Below are 22,815 nucleotides of genomic sequence, written 5' to 3'. Positions count from 1 at the left end.
TTTTCAAACATGCCGGGCCTTTCACACAACCACCGAGGATCGGGTTTAGGCCGAAATGTTTTCTGTTCCGTTAATGTTCGCCTGAATCAACGCGCAAGTCGGGGGGGGCTTCCGCCACTTCGCCCCGTTTTCCGGGGAAAAGTCCTGAAAAATCGAACAAACCGCTATCCAGCAGATGCGAGGGGCGCACATTCATCAGCGCCCGGAACATGACCTGGCGTCGGCCGGGGCTGCGTGATTCCCACTCGTCCAGCATCTGCTTGACCTGCATCCGTTGAAGCCCTTCCTGGCTGCCGCACAGATCGCAGGGAATGATCGGATAGTTCATCGCGCGCGAGAAGCGCTCGCAATCGGCCTCGGCCACATAGGCGAGGGGGCGCAGAACGGTCAGATCGCCCTCTTCGTTCAGCAGCTTGGGCGGCATCGCTGCCAGTCTGCCGCCGTGAAAGAGGTTCATGAAAAACGTTTCCAGGATGTCGTCGCGATGATGGCCAAGCACCACGGCCGAGCAGCCCTCTTCACGCGCGATCCGGTAAAGGTTGCCGCGCCGCAGGCGCGAACAGAGCGCGCAATAGGTCCGGCCGGCAGGAACCTTTTCCTTCACGATGGAATAGGTGTCCTGATACTCGATCCGGTGGGGCACGCCGCGCGCCGCCAGGAATTCGGGCAGGACCGTCGCCGGAAAGCCGGGTTGCCCCTGATCCAGGTTGCAGGCCAGCAGGTCCACGGGCAAGAGGCCGCGCCACTGCAATTCATGCAGCACCGCCAGCAACGCATAGCTGTCCTTGCCGCCCGACAGGCAGACCAGCCAGCGGTCGCCGGGGCGGATCATGCCGTAATCCTCGATCGCGGCGCGGGTCTCGCGCACCAGGCGCTTGCGCAGCTTGCGGAACTCGGTCGTGTCCGGGGCGCCTGCGAAAAGCGGATGGATCTCGGTTTCGTCGGAATTGTCCAGCATCACGGCGTTTTCTTCTGTTGGTGCGCGCGGGCGCGGTCATGGTCGGGATCGGCGCCTGGCACCGGGTCGTAGCCATGGCCCCCCCAGGGATGGCAACGGCAGATCCGGCGGGCGGTCAGCCAGCCGCCGCGCAGCCCGCCATGCCGCGCCAGAGCCTCCAGCGCATAGGCTGAGCAGGTCGGCTGAAACCGGCAGCCATGCCCGACCCAGGGCGAGGCGAGCAGCCGGTAGGCTCGCACCGGCAAGGCGAGCGCGTGCGCCAGCGGGCTCATGTGTGGATCTTCCGCAGCGCGCGGGCCAGATCGTCACACAGGGCCTCGAAGGGCCGGGTGACAGTGGCCTCGGGGCGGCCGACCAGGACATAATCCCATCCGGGGCGCGCCAAGGCGGGCAGCACGTGGCGCGCCGCTTCGCGCAAACGGCGCTTGGCGCGATTGCGGGCGACCGCATTGCCGATCTTCTTCGAGCATGTGAAGCCGATCCGCGGCGGCCCTGCGTCGCCCCGCGCCCGCGCCTGAAGCAGAAGGCCGGGCATCGTCTGGCGTCGCGCGCGCGCAGCGGCCAGAAAATCGGCACGCCTGGTCATGACAGGTGGCAGGCGGCGTTCGGGAATACGAAATGCCGCCATGCCGACATCCCCTGGCTGCGGATCAGCGATGGGATGGGGCAGAGGCGGCATCTCGACAGCCTTGTTGTGGCGGGTCATCCCGCCAGGCGCGATGTCAGGCCGACAGGCGCTTGCGGCCCTTGGCACGGCGGCGGTTCAGCACCAGGCGGCCGCCTTTGGTGGCCATGCGGGCGCGAAAGCCGTGACGGCGCGCACGAACGAGGTTCGAGGGTTGGAAAGTGCGCTTCATGGTCGGTCTCCGGGTCGTATCTTGCGGGTGACGCGGGGACGGGAGACGGTGCATACCGACACCCCGCGCAAACGCGCCGGTCATTTGAAACCCGCCAACTAATGCAGATGACGCGCCTCGTCAACCCGAGTCTGCCGCGTGGCAGGACAGCCCTGATCCGTTCGCGCCGGTCACATTTCGACGTTCTGCATCCTTCGGGAGGTGACAGGGAACCGTGGCAACATCACATTCGTTTGAACAGGATTGCCCGAACCGCTGGCTGACAACAGCGCGGCCTCACAACATAACCCCAACACATGCGACTGAACACGATCTCTGGCCGATTCGCTTTGCTGACGATGATGTTCGTCATCCTGGCCGAGCTTTTCATCCTGTTGCCCTCGCTGGCCGCTTTCCGGCTGGACTATCTGGATTCGCGGCTTGAACGGGCGCAGATCGCCAGCCTTGCGCTGCTGGCGACCGACGAATCGCTGGCCGCAGACCTGGAAGCCGAGCTGCTTCGGAATGCGGGCGTCTTCAACGTCGTCCTGCGGCGTAACGATATCCGCCAGCTTGTTCTGTCCTCGCCCATTCCTGGTCCGGTTGCCGCCACCTATGACCTGCGCGATGACGGTGTAGTGCAATCCATCGACGACGCGCTGGCGACGCTGTTGCGGCGCGACAACCGCGTTATCCGGGTGATCGGCGCGCCGGTCAATCAGGCCGGACAGCTGATCGAGATCACGATGGAGACCGCCCCGCTGCGCGAGGCGATGATCGACTACGCGCTGCGGCTGCTGGTCGTGTCGGCCGCCTTCTCGATCCTGACGGCGGCGCTTCTGTTCATCGCGGCGCAGCGTCTGATCCTGGTGCCGATCCGGCGGGTGATCAGCCACATGTCGGCCTATGCCAGGGCGCCCGAGGATGCGCGCCACATCATCACCCCCGACGCCCGGCTGGTCGAACTGCACGAGGCCGAGACTGCGCTGCAGTCCATGCAGAAGACCGTCACTTCGTCGCTGAAGCAGAAGGAAAGGATGGCCCAGCTGGGGCAGGCGGTTGCCAAGATCAGCCACGATCTGCGCAATATCCTGACCACGGCGCAGATCTTTGCCGACCGGCTGGAGGACAGCGCCGACCCCAAGGTGCGCCGTGCCGCGCCCAAGCTGGTGAATTCGATCACCCGCGCGGTGAACCTGTGCGAGACGACGCTGGCCTTCGGCAAGGCCGAGGAACCTTCGCCCACTCTGTCGCGCTTCAACCTGGCGAAGCTGGTCGCCGAAGTGGTCGAGGCCGAGAGCCTCGCCGGAGAGGCCGCCGGCGCGGTCGAGTTCCTGACCGATGTTCCGCCCAGCCTGACCATCCGCGCAGACCGCGACCAGCTTTACCGTGTGTTGTCGAACCTTGCCCGCAACGCGCGGCAGGCGATCGAAGGCACGGGGCGGCCCGGCACGGTCGAGATCGGCGCAGGCGAGAACGACAGCGAGTGGTGGATCAGGGTCGGCGATACCGGGCCAGGACTGCCCAGCAAGGCGCGCGAATACCTGTTCCAGCCCTTCACCGGCGGTGCGCGAAAGGGCGGCACGGGCCTTGGTCTCAGCATCGCGGCCGATCTGGTGCGCGGCCATGGCGGACGGCTGGAACTGATCCGCAGCGACGAAGAGGGCAGCCAGTTCTGTATCCTCATCCCGCGCGACATGGCGGTCCTGCCTCTGCGTGCCGAACTGGCGCCGACCGGCTGACCCCGGGCGCTTTTTTTCAGCCGGGATGCCTTTTGTGGTTTTTTGCCCTTGCACTCCTTGGACGTGACGGTTAGTTGACCGCCTCAAGACGGACCCGTAGCTCAGCTGGATAGAGCACCAGACTACGAATCTGGGGGTCGGGCGTTCGAATCGCTCCGGGTCCGCCATTCTCCATCCAGACCATCGCCGGCCTGTCTCGAGAAGAGCTGCTTCTGCAAGGCAGCGTGCGGCCTTTGCGACGCTGTCGCCGCGCCATGCGCGCAAGGGATGCCATGCGCTGAACCACTCGGCTGGTCAGGCGTTGTTGGCCTGCGGCTTCTGCTGCTGGTCTGGATTGTCTCTGCCAGCATCGGACAACAGGGAGGAAGGGAATGCAGTTTCTTGCCAAGGCCGCCGTCGCCGTGGGCGGTGCCGTCGCGCTGATGCGGCGCGTGGGCGCGCCGGATCAGCCGGCCATGGGCCCGCGCCCGCAGATCCCCGCGCCGCGCAAGCAGGGCATCATGACGCTGAAGATGCCAGCAGCGCATGGCTGGGTCGATGGGCATGTGCCGACGGCTGCGCCGGGGTTGCGCGTCAACGCCTTTGCCACCGGGCTGGACCATCCCCGCTGGATCGAGGTTCTGCCCAATGGGGATGTGCTGGTGGCCGAATCCAAGGAACAGCCCGGCCCGCCGAAAACGCTGATGGATCATGCCGCGCAGGCCGTGATGCGCCGCGCCCGCGCCATCGGCACCAGTGCCAATCGCGTGACGCTGCTGCGCGACTCAGATCATGATGGCGTGGCCGAGTTCCGCACCCCCTTCGTGCAGAACCAGAACCAGCCCTTCGGCATGGCCCTGGTGGGCGATCGGTTCTATCTGGGCAACACCGATGGCGTTCTGGCCTTCGATTACAAACCCGGCGAAACGGCGTTGCAGGGCGAAGGGCGGCGACTGGTCTCGTTCAAGCCACATGGCCATTGGACCCGTAGCCTGCTGGCCTCGCCCGATGGGCGCAAGCTCTATGCCGGCGTCGGTTCGCTGAGCAACATCGCCGATGAAGGGATCGAGGTCGAGGAAGGTCGCGCCGCGATCTGGGAACTGGACCTCGAGACGGGCGATGCGCGCATCTTCGCATCCGGCCTGCGCAACCCGGTCGGCATGGCATGGGAACCGTCGACCGGCGCGCTGTGGACGGTCGTGAACGAGCGCGACGGTCTGGGCGACGAGACGCCGCCCGATTACCTGACCTCGGTTCAGGACGGCGGCTTCTATGGCTGGCCCTATTGCTATTGGGGCGACATTGTCGATGACCGCGTGCCGCAGGATCCAGAGATGGTGGCCCGCGCGATCCGGCCCGATTACGCCCTTGGCGGTCACACCGCCTCGCTGGGGTTGTGCTGGATGCCCGAGGGCACGCTGCCCGGTTTCGGCGCGGGCATGGTGATCGGCCAGCATGGATCGTGGAACCGCTCGAAGCTCAGCGGCTACAAGCTGATCTTCGTGCCTTTCGAAGGGGGCGCTCCGAGCGGCCCGCCACGCGACATCCTGACAGGCTTCCTGTCCGATGACGAGAAGCTGGCCTTTGGCCGGCCAGTGGGCGTGGCCGTCGGCGCCGATGGGCGGTCGCTGCTGATGGCCGATGACGTGGGCGACGTGATCTGGCGGGTGACGGCGGCCTGATCGGAGGTCCGTCGGGACAGGGCGCGGTCATGACCGCCGCCGACCGGGATGGCGGGGCGGCTGTCGTTTGGGGCCTGTCGCTTCTGCGCATGATCGTCGGGCTGCGCAAGCTGATCCGGGATCGCTTGTGCGGACCCTGACCCTGGGGCAGGGGCGGCCTGTTGGCCTGTGCAGGGACGATGTTTCCGTGCGAATGGCAGGCGCTTGCCCCTCCGCGGCGTCAGGGCGGCGGCAAGGAGGCTGACCCGCGTCACATCCCCCTGTCGCCAGACGTGGTTTCGATGGGTCAGAGGCGTTCCGGCCTGGTCTCCAGCGACCGACATGCCCTGTGCGGCCCCGCCCGAGGTCCGATACGGTCAGAGTGCGGGCGGGCGGATATTGCAGAGCCAAGGCGGGCTGCCAAGGACCTGCCAGGGGTTTTTCCCGGTTCCGAGGCTTCTGTGCGGCCGGTCGCGTCCCGGCGTCGCCGCGTTGTTCTGGCGCGGCGGTTTCCCTGCGGCGCAGGGATCGGCTATAGGATGGTGACCCAGGTCGCTGAACGGGATCAGGCGGCCTGCGGGATCATGGAAGCAGGATCATGACCGACAAGCAATCATACAGGCTATCCGTGGCGCCCATGATGGACTGGACCGACAGCGCCTGCCGCCGGTTTCACCGCCTGTTGTCACGCCGAGCGCTACTTTATACCGAGATGGTGACGGCAGCGGCGGTCATCCATGGCGACCGCGCGCGGCTTCTGGATCACGACGCGGCCGAACATCCGGTCGCGCTGCAACTGGGCGGGTCCGACCCGGCCGAACTGCGCCAGGCGACCCGCATTGCCGCGGATTGGGGCTATGACGAGATCAACCTGAATGTCGGCTGCCCCAGTGATCGTGTGCAATCGGGCTGTTTCGGCGCGGTCCTGATGAAGGCGCCGCAACTTGTGGCCGAATGTGTCGCGGCGATGCAGGCCGTCAGCCCGGTCGAGGTCACGGTCAAATGTCGCATCGGCGTCGATGACCAGGATCCGGGCGAAGTGCTGCCCGGCTTCGTGGCCACGATGCGCGCGGCGGGGATCAGGCGCATGACGATTCATGCCCGCAAGGCCTGGCTGAAGGGCCTCAGCCCGCGCGAGAACCGCGAGGTGCCGCCGCTGGATTATGATCTGGTCCATGCGATGAAGCGCGCTTTTCCCGACATGCACCTGTCGATCAACGGCGGCATCGCGGATATGGACATGGTGCGCGACCAGTTGAGGATCATGGACGGCGTCATGGTAGGACGCGCGGCCTATCACCAGCCCTGGGCGATCCTTGGCGCAGCAGATGCGCTGTGGGGCGCGGCGCCGCCCTTTGCCGACCCGGTCGAGGCCGCGCAGGCGATGCGGCCGATCATCACCGAGCATCTAAGTCAGGGGGGGCGGCTGCACCACTTCGCCCGCCACATGCTGGGCCTGTTCCACGGGCGGCCCGGCGCGCGTGGCTGGAAACGCACGCTTTCCGAGGGTGCGGCGAAGGGCGGGATCGAGGTCTATGACGCCGCCCTGGCTCAGGTTCAGGCGGCCGGCAACGAGGCGCTGGCATCCGCCGCAATGCCGGGCTAGGCAGTCACCATGAGCGAACTGATCCCGGCCGTCATCGGCCTTGCCGCGACCGGAGCCTTTGCGGGCATCCTGGCCGGCCTACTGGGGGTTGGGGGCGGCATCGTGCTGGTCCCGGCCTATTTCTACGTCTTCACGCTGGCGGGCTTTGGCGGTGCGGGTGTGATGCAGATCGCGCTGGCCACGTCGCTGGCGACGATCATCGTGACCTCGGCGCGGTCCGTGATGGCCCATCAGCGCAAGGGCGCGGTCGATTGGGACATCCTGCGCAGCTGGGCGCCGGGCATCGCCCTTGGCGCGGGGTTTGGCGCGCTGACCGTGGGCGCGCTGCGGACCGAAACGCTGCAGATCATCTTTGGCGTCCTGATCGCGGTCATCGCGCTCTACATGGCGGTGTCGCGCCCCCATTGGCGGCTGGCCGACGAGATGCCCGGGGGTCTGTGGCGCTGGATCCTTTCGCCTTTCACGGGTTTCGTATCGGTGCTGCTGGGGATCGGCGGCGGCAGCATCGGCGTGCCGCTGATGACGCTGCACGGCCGCCCGATCCACCGCGCGGTGGCCACGGCGGCGGGCTTTGGCGTGCTGATCGCGGTGCCGTCGGTGGCGCTGTTCCTGTTCATGCCCACCGGCAATGCGCTGCCCTACACGCTTGGATCAGTGAACCTGCCCGCGTTCTTCCTGACCATCGCGATGACGCTGATCACGGCGCCGATGGGCGCGGCGCTGGCGCATCGCACTGATGCCAGGCGGCTGAAACGCTATTTCGCGATCTTTCTGCTGCTGGTCGGCCTGAACATGCTGCGAAAGGCGCTGATGGGCTAGGTCCGTTCGGCGGCCTTGGCCTCTTGCCACAGCCGGTCCATCTCGGCCAGGTCGCTATCCTCGGGGCGGCGGCCGGTCCTGGCAAGGGCGGCCTCGATTGCCTGAAAGCGGCGGGTGAACTTGGCATTGGCGCGGCGCAGGGCGGCTTCGGGATCGACCTTGAGATGCCGCGCAAGGTTCGCCATCGCAAACAGAAGATCGCCGAATTCCTCCTCCATCGCCTCGGGTCCAAGCCTGTCGCGCGCCTCGACCAGTTCGGCGGCTTCCTCGGCGATCTTCTCCAGCACGTCGCCCGCATCGGGCCAGTCGAAGCCCACCCGCGCGGCGCGGTTCTGCAGCTTCAGCGCCCGCGTCAGCGCCGGCAGGCCAAGCGCGACCCCGTCCAGCGTGCCGCCTTCGGCCTTGCCGGCGCGCTCGGCGGCCTTGATCGCCTCCCAGTCCCTGACCTGCTGCTCGGCCGACTTGTCGCGGGATTCATCTCCGAAGACATGCGGGTGACGAAAGATCAGCTTGTCGCTGATCGCGGCTGCGCAATCGGCGAAGTCGAACATTCCGGCCTCATGCGCCATCTGGGCGTGAAAGACGACCTGAAGCAGCAGATCGCCCAGTTCTCCGGGCAGCTCGTCCCAGGCCTGACGCTGGATCGCGTCCTCGACCTCGTGCGCCTCTTCGATCGTGTAGGGCGCGATCGAGGCGAAATCCTGCTCGATATCCCAGGGACAGCCGGTCTGCGGGTCGCGCAGGGCGGCCATGATGCCCAAGAGGCGGGTGATCTCGGCTTCGGGGTCACGAGCGGCGGCCATTGCAATTCCCATCGGCAAGAGGACAATGGCCCCCCGACTGCCATACAGAAAGGCGCAAGTCCACATGCCCGTCCTGAACCGCATTGCCGATTTCGCCCCCGACATGGCCGCCTGGCGGCGCCACCTGCACCAGCACCCGGAACTGGGCTTCGACTGCCACCAGACCGCGGCCTTCGTGGCCGAACGCCTGCGCGAATTCGGCGTGGATGAGCTTTACGAAGGGATCGCCCGGACCGGTATCGTTGCGATCATCAACGGGCAGGCCCCTGGCCCGACCATCGGGCTGCGTGCCGACATGGACGCCCTGCCCATGGACGAGACGACGGGCGCCGAATGGGCCTCGACCGTGCCGGGGCGGATGCATGGCTGCGGCCATGACGGCCACACCACGATGCTGCTGGGTGCCGCGCGCTATCTGGCCGAGACGCGCAATTTCGCGGGCCGGGTTGCGCTGATCTTCCAGCCCGCCGAGGAGGATGGCGGCGGCGGCGACGCCATGGTCCAGGAGGGGATCATGGACCGCTTCGACATCGCCCGCGTCTTTGCGCTGCACAACAATCCCGGCCAGCCCGAGGGCACGTTCCAGACCAGGCCTGGCCCGATCATGGCGGCGGTGGACCGCTTCGACATCCACATCAAGGGCCGGGGCGGGCATGGCGCGCTGCCGCATCTGACCGCCGATCCGGTCGTCGCCGCCGTGGCGGTCGTGCAGGCCATCCAGACCATCACCAGCCGCAACCACCACGCGCTGGAGGATCTTGTCGTCTCGGTCACGCAGATCCATACCGGCAGCGCCGACAATGTGGTGCCGGATACGGCCTGGATCTGCGGCACGGTGCGGACCTTCGCGCCGCATGTGCGCGACATGGTGCGTCGCCGCATGACGCAGATCTGCGATGGCGCGGGCATGGCGCACGAGGTCGAGATCCTCCTCGATTACCAGCAGGGCTATCCCGCCACCGTGAACGACGCCGAACAGACCGAATTCGCCGCCGAGATCGCGCGCGAGATCGCCGGAGAGGCGCGCGTCGATGCCGAGGCCGGGCGCGAGATGGGGGCCGAGGATTTCAGCTACATGCTGAATGCCCGCCCTGGCTGCTATTTGTTCCTGGGCCAGGGCGAGGGGCCGGGCGTGCACAATCCCGGTTATGACTTCAATGACGCCGTGTCCCCGGTCGGGGCCAGTTTCTTCGCGCGTCTGGTGGAACGCGGACAGCCGCTGCACCCCGAAGATGGCTGACTTCGGCTGACGGGCGTTCACGAAGCCGTTTGCGGGCCTTGTCCCGGCGCGGGGTGGCGCTTTCTTGCCAAGGGCGGGCGGCGCGGATAGGTTGCGCGCCAATCCAGACAGGGGCGTCGCCATCGGGGCGCTGTCCCGACAGACGAAAGGATCGTGCATGTTCGTGACCCCCGCCTATGCCCAGGCCGCCGGCAGCCCCGGTGCCGGAGCCGCCTTCGCGCAGTTCATCCCGCTGATCCTGATCTTCCTGATCATGTATTTCCTGATGATCCGCCCGCAGCAGAAACGCCTGCGCGCGCATCGCGAGATGGTCGGCGCGCTGAAAAAGGGCGATCACGTCGTCACTCAGGGGGGGGTTCTGGGCAAGGTGACCAGCGTGCGCGACGATGAACTCGAGGTCGAGATCGCGCAGGGCGTCCGCATCCGCGTCGTGCGCAGCACCATCGCGCAGGTCGTCAACAAGACCGAGCCTGTCACCGCGAATTCCTGAAAAAGGCTCAAGCCAAAATGCTTCAGATCGACCGCTGGAAGCGCATCCTGATCCTCGGGATCTGCCTTCTCGGGCTGCTTTACGCGATGCCCAACGCCTTTTACGCCCGCGTCGAGGCGCATAATGATGCCAAGGCCCGGATCGAGGCGACCGGCGTCACCACGCCGGAATTGCAGGCGGCGGTGGAAGGCTGGCCGAACTGGTTGCCCTCCAGCCTGGTCAATCTGGGGCTCGATCTGCGCGGCGGCGCGCATCTTCTGGCCGAGGTTCAGGTCGAGCAGGTCCACAAGAGCCGCGTCGATGCGCTCTGGCCGGAACTGCGCCGGGCGCTGGCCGCCGAACGCGAGACGATCGGCGCGATCCGCCGGGTCGAGGCGCCCGACGGCGTCCTGGCCATCGAGATCGGCAATCCCGACCAGATGGCCCGTGCGCTGGAGATTGCGCGCGGCTTTTCGACGCCCGTCACCACGCTGACCGGCGCGGGCCAGCAATCGCTGGCCATCGCCTCGGAAGGGGCGGTCATGCGGATCCAGTTGTCGGACGCCGAAAAGGCGATGACCGACGACCGCACCATCCAGCAATCGCTGGAGATCATCCGCCGCCGTGTCGATGAGGTCGGCACCCGCGAGCCGACGATCATGCGTCAGGGCGAGGACCGTATCCTGATCCAGGTGCCGGGCATCGGTTCGGCCGACGAGCTGAAGGCGCTGATCGGCACCACGGCGCAGCTGACCTTCAACCCGGTCCTCGGAACGACCTCGGACCCCGAAACCGTGCCGGGCGTGGGTCAGATCATCGCGCCCTCGCTGGACAATCCGGGCCTCTACTACATCCTCGAGGACAGCCCCGTCGTCACCGGGGACGATCTGGTCGATGCCATGCCCGGCACGGACGAGAATGGCCAACCCTCGGTCAATTTCCGCTTCAACCCGACCGGCGCGCGCGCCTTCGGGGCCTATACCTCGGCCAATATCGGCCAGCCCTTCGCCATCGTTCTGGATAACGAGGTCATCTCGGCCCCGGTCATCCGCTCGGCCATTACCACCGGGTCGGGGCAGATCTCGGGCTCGATGAACTTTGAACAGGCCAGCCAACTGGCGATCCTGCTGCGCGCGGGCGCGCTGCCGGCGGAACTGACCTTCCTCGAGGAACGCACGGTCGGCCCCGAACTGGGGCAGGACAGCATCGACGCGGGCAAGGTCGCGGCCACCGTTGGCTTTCTGGCGGTGATCGTTCTGGTCATCATGTCCTACGGCATCTTCGGGGTCTTTGCCTCGGTCGCGCTGGCCGTGAACATGGCGATCCTGTTCGCGCTGCTCTCGGTCATCGGGGCGACGCTGACCCTGCCGGGCATTGCAGGGATCGTTCTGACCATCGGCATGGCGGTCGATGCCAATGTGCTGGTGTTCGAGCGCATCCGCGAGGAATTGCGGACCGCCAAAGGCCCCGCCCGCGCCATCGAACTGGGCTATGAAAAGGCGATGTCGGCCATCGTGGACGCCAACATCACCACCCTGATCGTCGCGGCGATCCTGTTCGTGCTGGGCTCGGGTCCGGTCAAGGGCTTCGCGGTGACGCTCAGCCTGGGGATCATCACGTCGGTCTTCACGGCGCTGTTCGTCACGCGCCTTCTGACCATCATGTGGTTCGAGCGCGCGCGCCCGAAAACGATCGAGGTGTAACATGGGCTTCCGTCTGAAACTGGTCCCCTCGGACACGCGCATCGACTTTTTCCGCTGGCAGAAGCTGACCTTCGGCCTGTCGGCGCTGATGATGATCGCCTCGGTCATCGTGCTGTTCGTGAACGGGCTGAATTTCGGCATCGACTTCCGCGGCGGCACCACCATCCGGACCGAGGCGACCCAGCCCGTCGATGTCGCCGCCTATCGCGCGGCATTGTCGGGGATGGATCTGGGTGACGTGTCCATCACGCAGGTCTTCGATCCGGGCTTCCGCGCCGACCAGCATGTGGCTCAGGTCCGCATCAGCGCGCAGGACGGCGTCGAATCCGTCTCGCCCGAGACGATCCGCGCCATCGAGGCCGCGTTGCAGCAGGTCGATCCCTCGATCACCTTCCCGTCGGTCGAATCGGTTGGTCCCAAGGTCTCGGGCGAGCTGATCCGCACCGCGATCTACGCGGTCCTCGCGGCGCTGGTGGCGATCTCGATCTACATCTGGCTGCGCTTCGAATGGCAGTTCTCGGTCGGGGCCATCGTGTCGCTGGTCCATGACGTGCTGATCACGATGGGCGTCTTCGCGCTGTTCCAGATCCGCTTCGATCTGGCGACGGTGGCGGCGCTCTTGACCATTGTGGGCTATTCGATCAACGACACCGTCGTCGTGTTCGACCGCCTGCGCGAGAACCTGATGAAATACAAGAAGCGTGCCCTGCGCGAGGTGATGAACCTGTCCGTGAACGAGACTCTGTCGCGCACGGTCATGACCTCGGGCACCACGCTTCTGGCGCTGATCGCGCTTCTGGTCCTGGGCGGCGACGTGATCCGGGGCTTTGTCTTTGCGATCACCTTCGGCATCCTGATCGGCACCTATTCCTCGATCTACGTCGCCAAGAACTTCGTGCTGTGGCTGGGCGTCAAGCGCAACTGGAACAAGGATGATCCCGAAACCCAGGAAGGCCGCAAGAAACGCGTGAAATCGCCCTTTGAAGGCGCCGAGGAGGTCTGATGGCCCTCAGTCCCAGCGATTTCAGCGGCGACGCCATCATTCAGGGATACGGCCCGGGCTTTTTCCGCGTCGCAGGGCAAGTGATCCGCGGCCCGGTCCTGGTCGAGGGCGATCAGGGCCAGCCTTGGGGCGGCTTGGGCGATGAGGCTGCGCTGCTGGCGCTGGCAGGCCGCGTCGATGTGCTGTTTCTGGGCACAGGCGCCCAGCCCGCCTATCCGCCGCGCGGCCTCTTCGACCGTCTGGGCCAGGCGGGCATCCGCGCCGAGGCCATGCCCTCGCCCAACGCCGCGCGCACCTACAACGTCACGCGTTCCGAAGGCCGCCGCGTCGCCTGCGCGCTTCTGCCGCTGTGAGGCATCTGGCCGTCCATGACCTGACCGTCTCGCGCGGCGGGCTGCGGGCGGTCGAGGGCGTCAGCTTCACGCTGGACGCGGGCGAGGCACTGATCCTGCGCGGCCCGAACGGCATCGGCAAGACGACGCTTCTGCGCTGCATCGCGGGGCTTCAGGCCCCGGTCGCGGGCCGGATCGACGCGGCCGAGGACAGCGTCGCCTATGCCGCCCATGCCGACGGCCTGAAGCCGACCCTGTCGGTGGCCGAGAACCTGACCTTCTGGTCGCGTATTTTCGGCGGCAGGCCGATCGAGCCCGCCCTGGCTGCGATGGACCTGATCGCTCTGGCCGATCGCCCGGCGGGCGCGCTGTCGGCGGGGCAAAAACGCCGTCTGGGTCTGGCGCGGCTGCTGGTCACGGGCCGCCCGCTCTGGGTGCTGGACGAGCCCACCGTGTCGCTGGACGCGGCCTCGGTCACGGCCTTTGGCGTGGTGATCCGCGCGCATCTGGCGCTTGGCGGGGCGGCGCTGATGGCCACCCATATCGACCTTGGCCTGTCCGAGGCGCGGGTTCTGGACCTCACCCCCCATCGCGCCCAGCCGGGCGCGGCGATCCGTCCCGCCAGCTTCAACGAGGCTTTCGCATGATCGGGGGTCCGTCATGCTGGCGCTGCTGACCCGCGACCTGCGGCTGGCCGTGCGCGCGGGCGGGGGATTCGGCCTTGGCGTGGCCTTCTTCCTGATCCTGTCGGCGCTGGTCCCGTTCGGGGTCGGCCCCGACCGTGCGGCACTGGCGCCGGTTGCGCCCGGCATCCTGTGGGTCGGCGCGCTTCTGGCCTGCCTTCTGTCGCTGGACCGCATCTTCGCGCTGGATCACGAGGATGGCAGCCTCGACCTGCTGGCCACCGCGCCGATGCCGCTGGAAGGCGCGGTCGCAATCAAGGCGCTTGCCCATTGGATCACCACCGGCCTGCCGCTGGTCCTGGCCGCGCCGCTCTTCGGGGTGCTGCTGCAATTGCCGCCCGCCGCCATGCCCTGGCTGGTCCTGTCGCTGCTGATCGGCACGCCAGCCCTGTCGATGCTGGGCGCCTTCGGGGCGGCGCTGACGGTGGGCCTGCGCCGGGGGGGGCTGCTTTTGTCGCTCTTGGTGCTGCCGCTCTATATCCCTACGCTGATCTTCGGGGCCGAGATCACCCGCCGCGGCGCCGAGGGCGCGGCCATCGTCACGCCGCTTGTCTTTCAGGCCGGGATCACGCTGGCGGTCCTGGCGCTGATACCTTTCGCCGCAGCCGCCGCGCTGAGGGTCAATCTGCGGTGAGCGGGCTTGAGCCGCAACCCCGCCTTGGTTAGGGGAAAGTCCATGTCGATCTGGGAATACGCCAATCCCGTCCGGTTCATGCGCATGACCGACAGGCTGCTGCCCTGGGTCGTGGGCGGGGCGGTGCTGTTCTCGGTCACGGGCGTGGTCTGGGGCTTTCTGACGCCGGACGATTTCCGGCAGGGCTCGACCGTCAAGATCGTGTTCCTGCATGTGCCCGCCGCGATGATGGCCATCAATATCTGGGTGATGATGCTGGTCGCGTCCCTCGTCTGGATCATCCGCCGCCACCATGTCAGCGCACTGGCCGCCAAGGCCGCCGCCCCCATCGGCGCGGTGATGACGCTGATCGCGCTGGCGACCGGGGCGCTGTGGGGGCAGCCGATGTGGGGAACCTGGTGGGAATGGGATCCGCGGCTGACCTCGTTCCTGATCCTGTTCCTGTTCTATATCGGCTATATCGCGCTTTGGGCCGCGATCGAGGATCCCGACAGCGCGGCCGATCTGACCGGAGTGCTGTGCCTTGTCGGATCGGTCTTTGCGCTTCTGTCGCGCTATGCGGTGCTGTTCTGGAATCAGGGTCTGCATCAAGGGGCCAGTCTGTCCGTCCAGTCGGGCGAGCGGATGAGCCATGTCTATCGCTACCCGCTCTATACCGCGATGGTGGGCTTCGGCCTGCTGTTCCTGGCGCTGCTGATCATCCGCACGCGCACCGAAATCCGCAGACGGCGCCTTGCCGCCCTGCAAGCCCGTGAGATGCGCGCATGATCGACCTGGGGAAATACGCATTTGCCGTGCTGGCATCCTATGGCGTATCGCTGGCGCTGCTGGCGGGGCTGATCTGGCAGACGCTTGTCGCCAATGCCCGCGCCCGCCGGGCGCTGGAGGACCACGAAAGAGGGAAGAAGGATGGCTAGGCTCTCGCCGCTTGTCGTGCTGCCTCCCGCGATCTTCGCCGGGCTGGCCGCGATGTTTCTCTGGGGCATGAACCGCGAGAATGTCGGCGAGAATCCTTCGGCACTGGCGGGACGCGAGGCGCCCGCCGTGCCCGCCCAGACCCTGCCCGACAAGGTGCAGCTGACCGATGCGATGCTGCGCGAACCGGGTGTCAAGCTGGTGAATTTCTGGGCCAGCTGGTGCCCTCCCTGTCGGGTCGAACATCCGGTCCTGATGGAATTGTCGCAGGAAATCCCGGTCTATGGCGTCGCGCTGCGCGACAATCCCGATAATGCGCTGGCTTTTCTGGCCGAGGGCGGCGACCCTTATCACGCCATCGGAGACGACCCGCGCGGCCGCACTGCCATCGACTGGGGCGTGACCGCCCCGCCCGAGACCTTCATTCTCGATGGCAATGGCCGCATCCTCTACCGCTTTGCCGGCCCCATCGTGGGCGCCGATTATCAGACCCGATTCCGCCCCGAACTGGACCGCGCCCTGGCCGCCGAGGCGCAGTAACACGCCACCCGCGAAACCGGGGGTTGTAAAGCGCCGTCCCGGCCTTCAGGATTGCTCTGACTGCAATCTCATGGGGGCGAGGATGAGACAGGTTCTGGTTCTGGCGCTGCTTCTGGGCGGTGCGGGCATGGCGGCGGCGCAGCAGGCGACGGATGCCGTCATTCCCGAGGGCGCCTCGGGCACCGAAGTGACGGCCCGCGGCTTCGGCCCCCTGACCGAGGCCGCGCAGGAGGCCCTGGCCGACAAGGCTGCCGGCCGGGTGGCGCGCGGGGCCGACTGGATGGTCAGCGCCGCGCATCCGCTGGCGGTCGAGGCAGGCGCGCGCGTCCTGCGCGAAGGCGGCAATGCCGCTGATGCGATGGTCGCCGTGCAGGTCGTGCTGGGCTTGGTCGAGCCGCAAAGCTCGGGTCTTGGCGGGGGCGCCTTTCTCGTCTGGTATGACGCAGAGACCGGCGAGGTGACGACGCTGGACGGCCGCGAGACCGCGCCCCTGCGCGCCACGCCGACCCTGTTCCAGAATGACGAGGGCGAGCCTCTGGCCTTCATGGAGGCGGTCGTGGGTGGCCGTTCCGTCGGCACGCCCGGCACGCCGCGCCTGCTGGAGGTCGCGCATCAGAAATGGGGCCGCGCCGATTGGGCCAGTCTGTTCGAGGAGGGTATCCGGCTGGCGGATGAGGGCTTTTCCGTCTCGCCCCGCCTTGCCGCGCTGGTCGCGGCCGAGGGCGACGCGCTGTCGCGCTATCCGGCGACGGCGGATTACTTTTTCCCCGAAGGCCAGCCCGTGGCCGAGGGTGCCACGCTGACCAACCCCGCCTATGCCGACACGCTGCGCGCCCTGGCCGAAGGCGGCGCCGACGCTTTCTACACGGGCCGCATCGCGCAGGAGATCGTCGATGCGGTCACGGGGGCCGAGGACAATCCCGGCCTTCTGTCTCTTGAGGATCTGGCCATCTACCGCGTGGTCGAGCGCCCGGCGATCTGCGTCGAATATCGCGCCCATGATGTCTGCGGGATGGGGCCGCCTTCGTCGGGGGCGCTGACTGTGGGGCAGATCCTGGGGATGCTGAGCGGCCATGACCTGGCCGGGATGGGCTCCGACAGCCCCGAGGCCTGGCGCCTGATCGGGGACGCCTCGCGGCTGGCCTTCGCGGATCGGGGCCGCTACATGGCCGACAGCGATTTCGTGCCCATGCCGACCGAGGGGCTGATCGACCCGGCCTATCTGTCCGAACGCGCGGCCCTTCTGGCGGGCGATGACAGCCTGCCCGAGGTCGCGCCCGGCAATCCCGGCTGGAGTCACGCCATGCTATGGGGGCAGGACAACGCGCTGGAACTGCCATCGACCTCGCATATCTCGATCGTGGATGGTGACGGGAATGCGCTGTCCATGACCACGACCATCGAGAACGGCTTCGGCTCGCGCGTGATGGCGGCGGGGTTCCTGCTGAACAACGAGCTGACCGATTTCAGCTTCGAGACGCATGACGCGGCGGGCTGGCCCATCGCCAATGCCATCGCGCCGGGCAAGCGGCCCCGGTCCTCGATGGCGCCGACCATCGTGCTGCGCGACGGCGCGCCGGTCATGGTGATCGGCTCGCCCGGCGGCAGCCGCATCATCGGCTATGTCGCCCGCGCGATCATCGCGCATCTCGATTGGGGCATGGACATCCAGCAGGCCGTGGCCGCGCCGAACATCGTCAACCGCTTCGGCCCGATGGATGTCGAGCCCGGCCTGCCGGCGGCGTTGACCGAGGGTCTGGCCGCGATGGGGTTCGAGCTGAACGAAACCGCGCTGACCTCGGGCCTGCAGGGCATCGTCATCACCCCCGAGGGGCTTGAGGGCGGCGCCGATCCCCGCCGCGAGGGCATCGCGATCGGCGGCTGAGCGCGCCGCGCCCTGTTGCGATCACGGCCCCGGAATGATTTTTCCGGGGCGTGATACCGTCACGCCCCCCGTCACGCGCCCTTGTCGCCCGAAAGCTCCATGAAGACGGCCCATTCGGCCTCGGTCACGGGCTGGACGGACAGGCGCGTGTTGTTGACCAGCACCATGTCCTTCAGGCGCGGATCGGCCTTGGCTTCCTCGAGGCTGACGGGGCGCGGCAGCTTGCGGACCGCGCGCACATCCACGCATTCCCATTTCGGATCGTCCGAGGTGCTGTCGGGATGGGCCTCGGCGATGACTTCGCAGATGCCCACGGCCTCCTTGCCGATATTGCTGTGATAGAACAGGCCCAGATCGCCGACCTTCATCGCCCGCATCATGTTGCGCGCCTGATAGTTGCGCACCCCGTCCCATTCCTCGCCCGCATCGCCCTTGGCGACCAGGTCGTCCCAGCCAAAGACATCGGGTTCGGACTTGAAGAGCCAGTAGGCCATCAGCCGATCACCTTCTTCCATTCGACGATCTCGACGTGATCGAAAAGGCCCGCGTCGCGGTAGGGGTCGGCCTCGGCCCAGGCCTCGGCGGCGGCGCGGTCCGCACAATCGAGGATCACCAGCGATCCGGCCATCTCGCCCGCCTCGATCAGCGGACCGGCCTGGGCGACGATGCCGGTGTCCCGGATATGGGCCAGATGCGCCTCGCGGGTGGCCAGGCGGATGGGCAGGGCGCCGGGCTTGTCCCGGCAGATCACGGCGAAAAGGGGCATCATTCCTCCTTCAGGGGTCGGCTGAGCAGATAGGTCATGGCGTTCTCGACGGAAATCGCGCCGGTCGCAAGCCGTGCGACCATGGCGCTGATCGGCAGGTCCAGCCCCTCGGCCGCGGCCATGCGGGCCAGGGCCTGCGCGGTCGCGGCGCCCTCGACCGTGGTTGCGGTATCGAACTCCTCGCCCGCGCCAAGCGCCGCGCCAAAGCGGAAATTGCGCGACTGGCTTGAGGTGCAGGTCAGCGTCAGATCGCCCAGCCCCGAAAGCCCGGTGAGCGTCTCGGGCTGGGCGCCCAGATGGGCCGCCAGTCGCGTCATCTCGGCAAAGCCGCGGGTGATGATCGCGGCGCGCGCGCTGTCGCCCAGACCCGCGCCGATCACCGCCCCCGCCGCGATGGCGATGACGTTCTTCAGCGCCCCGCCCAGTTCGGCACCAATCACATCGGTCGTGCGGTAAAGCCGCAGCGTGCGTGTGGACAACGTCTCTTGCAGGGCGCGGCCCGCCAGCGCGTCGGTGCAGGCCAGCGTCAGCGCGGTGGGCAGGCCGCGCGCGATGTCGGCGGCGAAGGACGGCCCGGTCAGCACCGCGACCACCGCCCCCGGCGCACGCGCCGCGATCAGCGCCGAAGGGCCGCGCAGCGTCGCAAGGTCGATGCCCTTGGCCGTGCTGACCAGCCGCTTGCCTGCCAGATCCGCACCGTGGCGGTCCAGAAACCCGCCAAGCGCCTGCGCGGGCAGGGCCAGCAGCACCACATCGGCCCGCAGCGCGCGGGCCAGATCCTCGGTCGCCTCCACCGCCTCGGGCAGGGTGACGCCGGGCAGGCGCGGGTTCTCGCCGCGCCAGCCGATCGCGCGCCCCCACAGCGTCACCGCACCGCGTTCGGCCAGCGCTACGGCCAGTGCCGTGCCGAAAGCGCCTGCACCCAGAACCGAAATCATGCCTTGGCCCCTTTCCTGCCGCCGCCCAGCATCGGCACGGCCCCCTGATCCAGCGGCCAGCGCGGGCGCGCCGACAGATCCATCCCGTCGCGCCGCCCGGCGCGGTAAAGCTCGATCCCCGCCCAGGCGATCATCGCGCCATTGTCGGTGCAAAGCCGCAGCGGAGGTGCCAGAAAGCCCGCCCCCGCGCGCGCCGCGACCTCTTGCAGGGCCGCGCGGATCGGCCCATTCGCAGCCACGCCGCCCGCCACGGCCAGAAGCGGCGCGCCGCTTTCCGCAAGCGCCCGGCGCGACTTTTCGGCCAGCACCTCGGTCACGGCGCGCTGGAAGGCGGCGCAGAGATCGCGCCGGTCAGCCGCGCGCAAGCCGCCCGCCTCGGCGATCAGCGCGTCGCGCTGGCGCAGCGCCGCCGTCTTGAGCCCCGAGAAACTGAGATCGCAGCCCTGTCGGTCCAGCAGCGGGCGGGGCAGGTCGAAGCGGTGCGGATCGCCAAGCGCCGCCTCGGCCTCGACATGGGGGCCGCCGGGCTGGGGCAGGGCCATTAGCTTGGCCAGCTTGTCGAAGGCCTCGCCCGGCGCGTCGTCGATCGTGCCGCCAAGCCGGGTGAAATCCTCGGGGCCATGGGCCATCAGGAACTGGCAATGCCCGCCCGAGACCAGCAGCATCAGATAGGGGAAATCCACCCCGTCGGTCAGGCGCGGCGTCAGCGCATGGCCCGCCAGGTGGTTCACGCCCACCAGCGGCAGGCCCGCCCCCGCGGCGATGCCCTTGGCGCACATCACGCCCGCCATCACCCCCCCGATCAGCCCCGGCCCGGCCGTCACGGCCACCCCGCTCAGGTCGCCCAGACCCAGCCCCGCCTGCGCCAGCGCCTGTTCGACGACCAGATCCAGCCGTTCGGCATGGGCGCGGGCGGCGATTTCCGGCACCACGCCGCCGAAATCGGCATGTAGCTCGGTCTGCGAGGCAACAACATTCGACAGGATGCGGCGATCGCCCGTCACGATGGCGGCGGCGGTGTCGTCGCAACTGCTCTCGATGCCCAGAAAGATCAGATCATCCATGCTTGCCCAGAGCCGCCCTCTTGATTACCGATGTCGGGCCTAGCATCGGCGAAGGAAAGTGCCAATGCCGACCGCGCCGCACGCCACGCTGCTTCTGACTCGACCGCTGCCCGATTCGCAGCGCATCGCGGCAATGCTGCCCGATTGGCCAGCCGTCATCGCGCCCATCCTGCGGATCGAGCCCGTCCCTCATGACGCCGCCATCCTGCAGGCCGCGCCGGGGCTGGTTTTTACCTCGGGCCATGCTGTGGCCAGCGCCGGGCCGGGGCGGGGGCGGCTGGCGCTGTGCGTGGGGCCGCGCACCGGCGAACTGGCCCGCGCCGCCGGGTTCGACGTGCGCGAGGGGGACGGCTTTGCCGAAAGCCTGCTGCCCCTGATCGCCACAGCGGATAGACCGCTGATCCATCCGCATGGCCGCCATCTGGCGCGCCGCCTGCCGGTGCCGGGCGTGGTGGTCTATGACCAGTTGCCGCAGCCGCTGACGCCCCAGGCGTTGGAGCTGTTGTCGCGCCCCGCCCCGGTGGTGCTGCCGCTTTTTTCGCCGCGCTCTGCCCGGCTTCTGGCTCAGGCGGTCGCGGGGGCGGTCGCGCCGCTCTGGGTGGTGGCGATCAGCGATGCCGCCTTGGCAGCCTTTGGCGCCCCCGCCGCCCGGACCGTGGTGGCCTCCCGACCCGAAGCATCCGCGCTGGTCGCCGCAATCACGCAGATCGCACGGGCGGAACAAAGCGGATAGCGGGCGGGTTGAGCAACGGCACTCTCACGACTAGGCTGCGTGGGGCGCGCCGCCCAGGGCTGCCGCCCTGCCACCATACGGGGACAAGACGTGACGACCAATCAGAAAACCGAGGAAGCCGCGCCCGGCGCGCGGCCCCAGCCCGCCAAGCCCGGCGTGATCGCCTCGACCGAGATCGGCGCGGGCAAGCCCGCCCAGGCCGGCCAACCCGGAGAGATCCGGCCCATCGAATCCAGCCTCGTGGGCGACGGCTCGACCGGACTACCGGCTGCCAGCCCGCGCAGCGACGCTCCGTCCCGGTCCGCGCGAACCGAGGCCGCCGCCTCCACCCCACCCGCAACCGGCGCTGCGCCGCGACCTGTCACGGACTCCGCCCCGCGTCGTGGTGGCTTCCTGCCGCTGGCGCTTGGCGGCGCGGTCGCCGCCGGTCTGGGTGCCGCCGCCGCCATCTGGGCGCTGCCGCATCTGCCCCCCGAATGGCGCCCCGTCACGGCTGCCGTGCCCGCCGCCTCTGCCCCGCCGGCCGAGGCCCCGCCGCCCATCGACGAGGCCGCCCTGATCGCCGCCGCCGAGGCCGCCGCCGAGGCCGCCGCCCGCGAGGCCGCCCGCCAGGCCGCGCTGGATGCGCTGGCCGAAGCGCCTGCCCCGGAAGCCGCGCCCGTCGATCTGCCTGCCGATCTGGCGGCGCGGCTCGACGCGCTGGAACAGGCCGCGGGCCAGCCGGATCTGTCTGCGCGGCTCGACGCGCTGGAACAGGCCCTGGCCCAGCAGCCCGACGCGCCCGAAGGCGCCAACCCTCAGGCGCTGGCCGCGCTTGAGGCGCGTCTGGAGGAACAGCAGGCGCGGCTTGAGGAACAGCAGGCACGGCTTGAGGAACTGGCCGCCCGCCCGGCCTTCGACACCGAAGCTGCCACCGCCCTGCAGACCAGGATCGAACAGGCTGCCGCCGAGGCCGAACAACGCCTGGCCGCCGCGCAGGCCGAGGCCGACGCCCTCCAGCAGGCTGCCGCCGAAAGCACCCGCCGCGCCGAGGCCGTCGCCGCCATCGCCGCCCTTCAGGCCGCGCTGGACGAAGGGATCACCCCCGATCAGGCCCGCGATGCCCTGACGGCCGCCGGGCTCGAGACGCCCGAGGCGCTGGCAGCGCCCATCCCCAGCCTGGCCCAGCTTCAGGCCGGCTTCCCCGAAGCCGCCCGCGCGGCCCTGCGCGCCAGCCTGGCCGCCGCCAGCGCGGAAGGTCAGGGCAATCTGGTGACGAACTTCCTGCGCGCGCAGACGGGTGCGCGTTCGGTCACGCCGCGCGAGGGCACGGACCCGGACGCGATCCTGTCGCGCGCCGATGCCGCGCTTCAGGCAGGCCGCGTCGCCGAAGCCCTGGCCGAGATCGCGGCCCTGCCCCAACCCGCCCTTGCCGCACCCGCCATGGCTGAATGGCGCGCCGAGGCCGAGGCCCACGCCAACGCGCAGGCGGCCCTGTCCGACCTGTCCCCGGACCAGAACTGAGGC

26 protein-coding genes and 1 tRNA gene are annotated in these 22,815 nt (G+C 68.3%); 18 read left to right on the top strand and 9 right to left on the bottom strand.

From position 1 onward, the window contains the following. Positions 1-70: 70 nt before the first annotated feature. The 4 genes from ttcA to rpmH all read right to left on the bottom strand — a co-directional run bounded on the left by ttcA (position 71) and on the right by rpmH (position 1,815). Positions 71-958, bottom strand: coding sequence for a tRNA 2-thiocytidine(32) synthetase TtcA (gene ttcA, locus KY389_RS10575; RefSeq protein WP_219830901.1), 888 nt, complete (start codon positions 956-958; stop codon positions 71-73). Then, positions 958-1,230 carry a membrane protein insertion efficiency factor YidD gene (yidD, locus tag KY389_RS10570; protein WP_219830900.1) on the bottom strand — a complete coding sequence of 91 codons (273 nt, stop codon included), beginning with the start codon at positions 1,228-1,230 and terminating at the stop codon, positions 958-960. The genes ttcA and yidD overlap by 1 nt, the downstream gene beginning before the upstream one ends. Further along, complete coding sequence (gene rnpA, locus KY389_RS10565; RefSeq protein ID WP_246588069.1) at positions 1,227-1,586, bottom strand: ribonuclease P protein component; 360 nt, start codon at positions 1,584-1,586, stop codon at positions 1,227-1,229. The genes yidD and rnpA overlap by 4 nt, the downstream gene beginning before the upstream one ends. Before the next feature lie 94 nt (positions 1,587-1,680). Beyond that, entirely contained in the window at positions 1,681-1,815 is a 135-nt protein-coding gene (rpmH, locus tag KY389_RS10560; protein WP_042247969.1) for a 50S ribosomal protein L34, read from the bottom strand. Between the two features lie 296 nt (positions 1,816-2,111). Here rpmH and KY389_RS10555 point away from each other — a divergent pair, with 296 nt between their 5' ends. From KY389_RS10555 to KY389_RS10535, 5 genes are all read left to right on the top strand, one after another. Then, the gene (locus tag KY389_RS10555) at positions 2,112-3,536 is read left to right on the top strand and encodes a sensor histidine kinase (protein WP_219830898.1); all 1,425 of its coding nucleotides are present in this window, start codon (positions 2,112-2,114) and stop codon (positions 3,534-3,536) included. 90 nt (positions 3,537-3,626) lie between these two features. After that, positions 3,627-3,703 (top strand) — tRNA-Arg (locus tag KY389_RS10550). A gap of 204 nt (positions 3,704-3,907) precedes the next feature. Continuing rightward, complete coding sequence (locus KY389_RS10545; RefSeq protein ID WP_219830897.1) at positions 3,908-5,197, top strand: PQQ-dependent sugar dehydrogenase; 1,290 nt, start codon at positions 3,908-3,910, stop codon at positions 5,195-5,197. Positions 5,198-5,774: 577 nt separating this feature from the next. Then, complete coding sequence (gene dusA / locus KY389_RS10540) at positions 5,775-6,782, top strand: tRNA dihydrouridine(20/20a) synthase DusA (RefSeq protein WP_219830896.1); 1,008 nt, start codon at positions 5,775-5,777, stop codon at positions 6,780-6,782. 9 nt (positions 6,783-6,791) lie between these two features. Beyond that, entirely contained in the window at positions 6,792-7,601 is an 810-nt protein-coding gene (locus KY389_RS10535) for a sulfite exporter TauE/SafE family protein (RefSeq protein WP_219830895.1), read from the top strand. Here the strand turns inward: KY389_RS10535 and mazG are convergent. Then, a complete protein-coding gene (gene mazG, locus KY389_RS10530) occupies positions 7,598-8,404 on the bottom strand; it encodes a nucleoside triphosphate pyrophosphohydrolase (protein WP_219830894.1) in 807 nt (268 codons plus the stop codon). The genes KY389_RS10535 and mazG overlap by 4 nt on opposite strands. Before the next feature lie 64 nt (positions 8,405-8,468). Here mazG and KY389_RS10525 point away from each other — a divergent pair, with 64 nt between their 5' ends. From KY389_RS10525 to ggt, 11 genes are all read left to right on the top strand, one after another. After that, entirely contained in the window at positions 8,469-9,644 is a 1,176-nt protein-coding gene (locus KY389_RS10525) for a M20 aminoacylase family protein (RefSeq protein ID WP_219830893.1), read from the top strand. 157 nt (positions 9,645-9,801) lie between these two features. Beyond that, positions 9,802-10,134, top strand: coding sequence for a preprotein translocase subunit YajC (gene yajC / locus KY389_RS10520; protein ID WP_219830892.1), 333 nt, complete (start codon positions 9,802-9,804; stop codon positions 10,132-10,134). Positions 10,135-10,151: 17 nt separating this feature from the next. Continuing rightward, complete coding sequence (gene secD, locus KY389_RS10515) at positions 10,152-11,816, top strand: protein translocase subunit SecD (RefSeq protein WP_219830891.1); 1,665 nt, start codon at positions 10,152-10,154, stop codon at positions 11,814-11,816. A 1-nt stretch (position 11,817) separates the two neighbouring features. Beyond that, positions 11,818-12,819 carry a protein translocase subunit SecF gene (gene secF, locus KY389_RS10510; protein WP_219830890.1) on the top strand — a complete coding sequence of 334 codons (1,002 nt, stop codon included), beginning with the start codon at positions 11,818-11,820 and terminating at the stop codon, positions 12,817-12,819. Further along, complete coding sequence (locus KY389_RS10505; protein ID WP_219830889.1) at positions 12,819-13,172, top strand: Mth938-like domain-containing protein; 354 nt, start codon at positions 12,819-12,821, stop codon at positions 13,170-13,172. Before secF ends, KY389_RS10505 begins: the two co-directional genes overlap by 1 nt. Continuing rightward, positions 13,169-13,798 carry a heme ABC exporter ATP-binding protein CcmA gene (gene ccmA, locus KY389_RS10500; protein WP_219830888.1) on the top strand — a complete coding sequence of 210 codons (630 nt, stop codon included), beginning with the start codon at positions 13,169-13,171 and terminating at the stop codon, positions 13,796-13,798. The genes KY389_RS10505 and ccmA overlap by 4 nt, the downstream gene beginning before the upstream one ends. Before the next feature lie 13 nt (positions 13,799-13,811). Next, positions 13,812-14,468 carry a heme exporter protein CcmB gene (ccmB, locus tag KY389_RS10495; protein WP_219830887.1) on the top strand — a complete coding sequence of 219 codons (657 nt, stop codon included), beginning with the start codon at positions 13,812-13,814 and terminating at the stop codon, positions 14,466-14,468. 42 nt (positions 14,469-14,510) lie between these two features. After that, complete coding sequence (gene ccmC / locus KY389_RS10490; RefSeq protein ID WP_219830886.1) at positions 14,511-15,236, top strand: heme ABC transporter permease CcmC; 726 nt, start codon at positions 14,511-14,513, stop codon at positions 15,234-15,236. Next, positions 15,233-15,385: a heme exporter protein CcmD gene (gene ccmD, locus KY389_RS10485; protein ID WP_219830885.1), complete on the top strand. Its 153-nt coding sequence runs from the start codon at positions 15,233-15,235 to the stop codon at positions 15,383-15,385. The genes ccmC and ccmD overlap by 4 nt, the downstream gene beginning before the upstream one ends. Then, positions 15,378-15,923, top strand: coding sequence for a DsbE family thiol:disulfide interchange protein (locus tag KY389_RS10480; RefSeq protein WP_219830884.1), 546 nt, complete (start codon positions 15,378-15,380; stop codon positions 15,921-15,923). Before ccmD ends, KY389_RS10480 begins: the two co-directional genes overlap by 8 nt. Before the next feature lie 82 nt (positions 15,924-16,005). Beyond that, entirely contained in the window at positions 16,006-17,808 is a 1,803-nt protein-coding gene (gene ggt, locus KY389_RS10475; protein WP_219830883.1) for a gamma-glutamyltransferase, read from the top strand. A 71-nt stretch (positions 17,809-17,879) separates the two neighbouring features. Here the strand turns inward: ggt and KY389_RS10470 are convergent, their stop codons facing one another. Genes KY389_RS10470 through tsaD form a run of 4 tightly spaced genes read right to left on the bottom strand, consistent with a single transcriptional unit; the run spans position 17,880 to position 20,576 of the window. Further along, the gene (locus KY389_RS10470) at positions 17,880-18,302 is read right to left on the bottom strand and encodes an EVE domain-containing protein (RefSeq protein WP_219830882.1); all 423 of its coding nucleotides are present in this window, start codon (positions 18,300-18,302) and stop codon (positions 17,880-17,882) included. Further along, positions 18,302-18,574 (bottom strand): YciI family protein, encoded by a 273-nt coding sequence (locus tag KY389_RS10465; protein WP_219830881.1) that lies wholly within the window; start codon positions 18,572-18,574, stop codon positions 18,302-18,304. The genes KY389_RS10470 and KY389_RS10465 overlap by 1 nt, the downstream gene beginning before the upstream one ends. Continuing rightward, entirely contained in the window at positions 18,574-19,512 is a 939-nt protein-coding gene (locus tag KY389_RS10460) for an NAD(P)H-dependent glycerol-3-phosphate dehydrogenase (protein ID WP_219830880.1), read from the bottom strand. The genes KY389_RS10465 and KY389_RS10460 overlap by 1 nt, the downstream gene beginning before the upstream one ends. After that, positions 19,509-20,576 carry a tRNA (adenosine(37)-N6)-threonylcarbamoyltransferase complex transferase subunit TsaD gene (gene tsaD / locus KY389_RS10455; protein ID WP_219830879.1) on the bottom strand — a complete coding sequence of 356 codons (1,068 nt, stop codon included), beginning with the start codon at positions 20,574-20,576 and terminating at the stop codon, positions 19,509-19,511. The genes KY389_RS10460 and tsaD overlap by 4 nt, the downstream gene beginning before the upstream one ends. A gap of 64 nt (positions 20,577-20,640) precedes the next feature. On the opposite strand from tsaD, the gene KY389_RS10450 reads away from it, so the two are divergent. Then, entirely contained in the window at positions 20,641-21,309 is a 669-nt protein-coding gene (locus KY389_RS10450) for a uroporphyrinogen-III synthase (RefSeq protein ID WP_219830878.1), read from the top strand. Between the two features lie 90 nt (positions 21,310-21,399). Next, positions 21,400-22,812: an ABC transporter C-terminal domain-containing protein gene (locus KY389_RS10445; protein ID WP_219830877.1), complete on the top strand. Its 1,413-nt coding sequence runs from the start codon at positions 21,400-21,402 to the stop codon at positions 22,810-22,812. Positions 22,813-22,815 lie beyond the last annotated feature (3 nt).

This window comes from Paracoccus bogoriensis, assembly GCF_019431455.1.
Lineage (GTDB): Bacteria > Pseudomonadota > Alphaproteobacteria > Rhodobacterales > Rhodobacteraceae > Paracoccus > Paracoccus bogoriensis.
The sequence above is the reverse complement of the archived record's forward strand: the minus strand, read 5'-3'. Positions and strand labels throughout refer to the sequence as shown.

Coding starts and splice junctions, on each gene's coding strand:
- ccmC (WP_219830886.1), top strand. CDS start 14,511: ATGTCGATCTGGGAATACGCCAATCCCGTCCGGTTCATGCGCATGACC.
- KY389_RS10480 (WP_219830884.1), top strand. CDS start 15,378: ATGGCTAGGCTCTCGCCGCTTGTCGTGCTGCCTCCCGCGATCTTCGCC.
- rpmH (WP_042247969.1), bottom strand. CDS start 1,815: ATGAAGCGCACTTTCCAACCCTCGAACCTCGTTCGTGCGCGCCGTCAC.
- rnpA (WP_246588069.1), bottom strand. CDS start 1,586: ATGGCGGCATTTCGTATTCCCGAACGCCGCCTGCCACCTGTCATGACC.
- yajC (WP_219830892.1), top strand. CDS start 9,802: ATGTTCGTGACCCCCGCCTATGCCCAGGCCGCCGGCAGCCCCGGTGCC.
- ccmB (WP_219830887.1), top strand. CDS start 13,812: ATGCTGGCGCTGCTGACCCGCGACCTGCGGCTGGCCGTGCGCGCGGGC.
- KY389_RS10535 (WP_219830895.1), top strand. CDS start 6,792: ATGAGCGAACTGATCCCGGCCGTCATCGGCCTTGCCGCGACCGGAGCC.
- KY389_RS10450 (WP_219830878.1), top strand. CDS start 20,641: ATGCCGACCGCGCCGCACGCCACGCTGCTTCTGACTCGACCGCTGCCC.
- secF (WP_219830890.1), top strand. CDS start 11,818: ATGGGCTTCCGTCTGAAACTGGTCCCCTCGGACACGCGCATCGACTTT.
- KY389_RS10545 (WP_219830897.1), top strand. CDS start 3,908: ATGCAGTTTCTTGCCAAGGCCGCCGTCGCCGTGGGCGGTGCCGTCGCG.
- ttcA (WP_219830901.1), bottom strand. CDS start 958: ATGCTGGACAATTCCGACGAAACCGAGATCCATCCGCTTTTCGCAGGC.
- dusA (WP_219830896.1), top strand. CDS start 5,775: ATGACCGACAAGCAATCATACAGGCTATCCGTGGCGCCCATGATGGAC.
- ccmD (WP_219830885.1), top strand. CDS start 15,233: ATGATCGACCTGGGGAAATACGCATTTGCCGTGCTGGCATCCTATGGC.
- mazG (WP_219830894.1), bottom strand. CDS start 8,404: ATGGCCGCCGCTCGTGACCCCGAAGCCGAGATCACCCGCCTCTTGGGC.
- KY389_RS10465 (WP_219830881.1), bottom strand. CDS start 18,574: ATGCCCCTTTTCGCCGTGATCTGCCGGGACAAGCCCGGCGCCCTGCCC.
- KY389_RS10525 (WP_219830893.1), top strand. CDS start 8,469: ATGCCCGTCCTGAACCGCATTGCCGATTTCGCCCCCGACATGGCCGCC.
- ggt (WP_219830883.1), top strand. CDS start 16,006: ATGAGACAGGTTCTGGTTCTGGCGCTGCTTCTGGGCGGTGCGGGCATG.
- KY389_RS10505 (WP_219830889.1), top strand. CDS start 12,819: ATGGCCCTCAGTCCCAGCGATTTCAGCGGCGACGCCATCATTCAGGGA.
- KY389_RS10470 (WP_219830882.1), bottom strand. CDS start 18,302: ATGGCCTACTGGCTCTTCAAGTCCGAACCCGATGTCTTTGGCTGGGAC.
- tsaD (WP_219830879.1), bottom strand. CDS start 20,576: ATGGATGATCTGATCTTTCTGGGCATCGAGAGCAGTTGCGACGACACC.
- secD (WP_219830891.1), top strand. CDS start 10,152: ATGCTTCAGATCGACCGCTGGAAGCGCATCCTGATCCTCGGGATCTGC.
- yidD (WP_219830900.1), bottom strand. CDS start 1,230: ATGAGCCCGCTGGCGCACGCGCTCGCCTTGCCGGTGCGAGCCTACCGG.
- KY389_RS10460 (WP_219830880.1), bottom strand. CDS start 19,512: ATGATTTCGGTTCTGGGTGCAGGCGCTTTCGGCACGGCACTGGCCGTA.
- KY389_RS10555 (WP_219830898.1), top strand. CDS start 2,112: ATGCGACTGAACACGATCTCTGGCCGATTCGCTTTGCTGACGATGATG.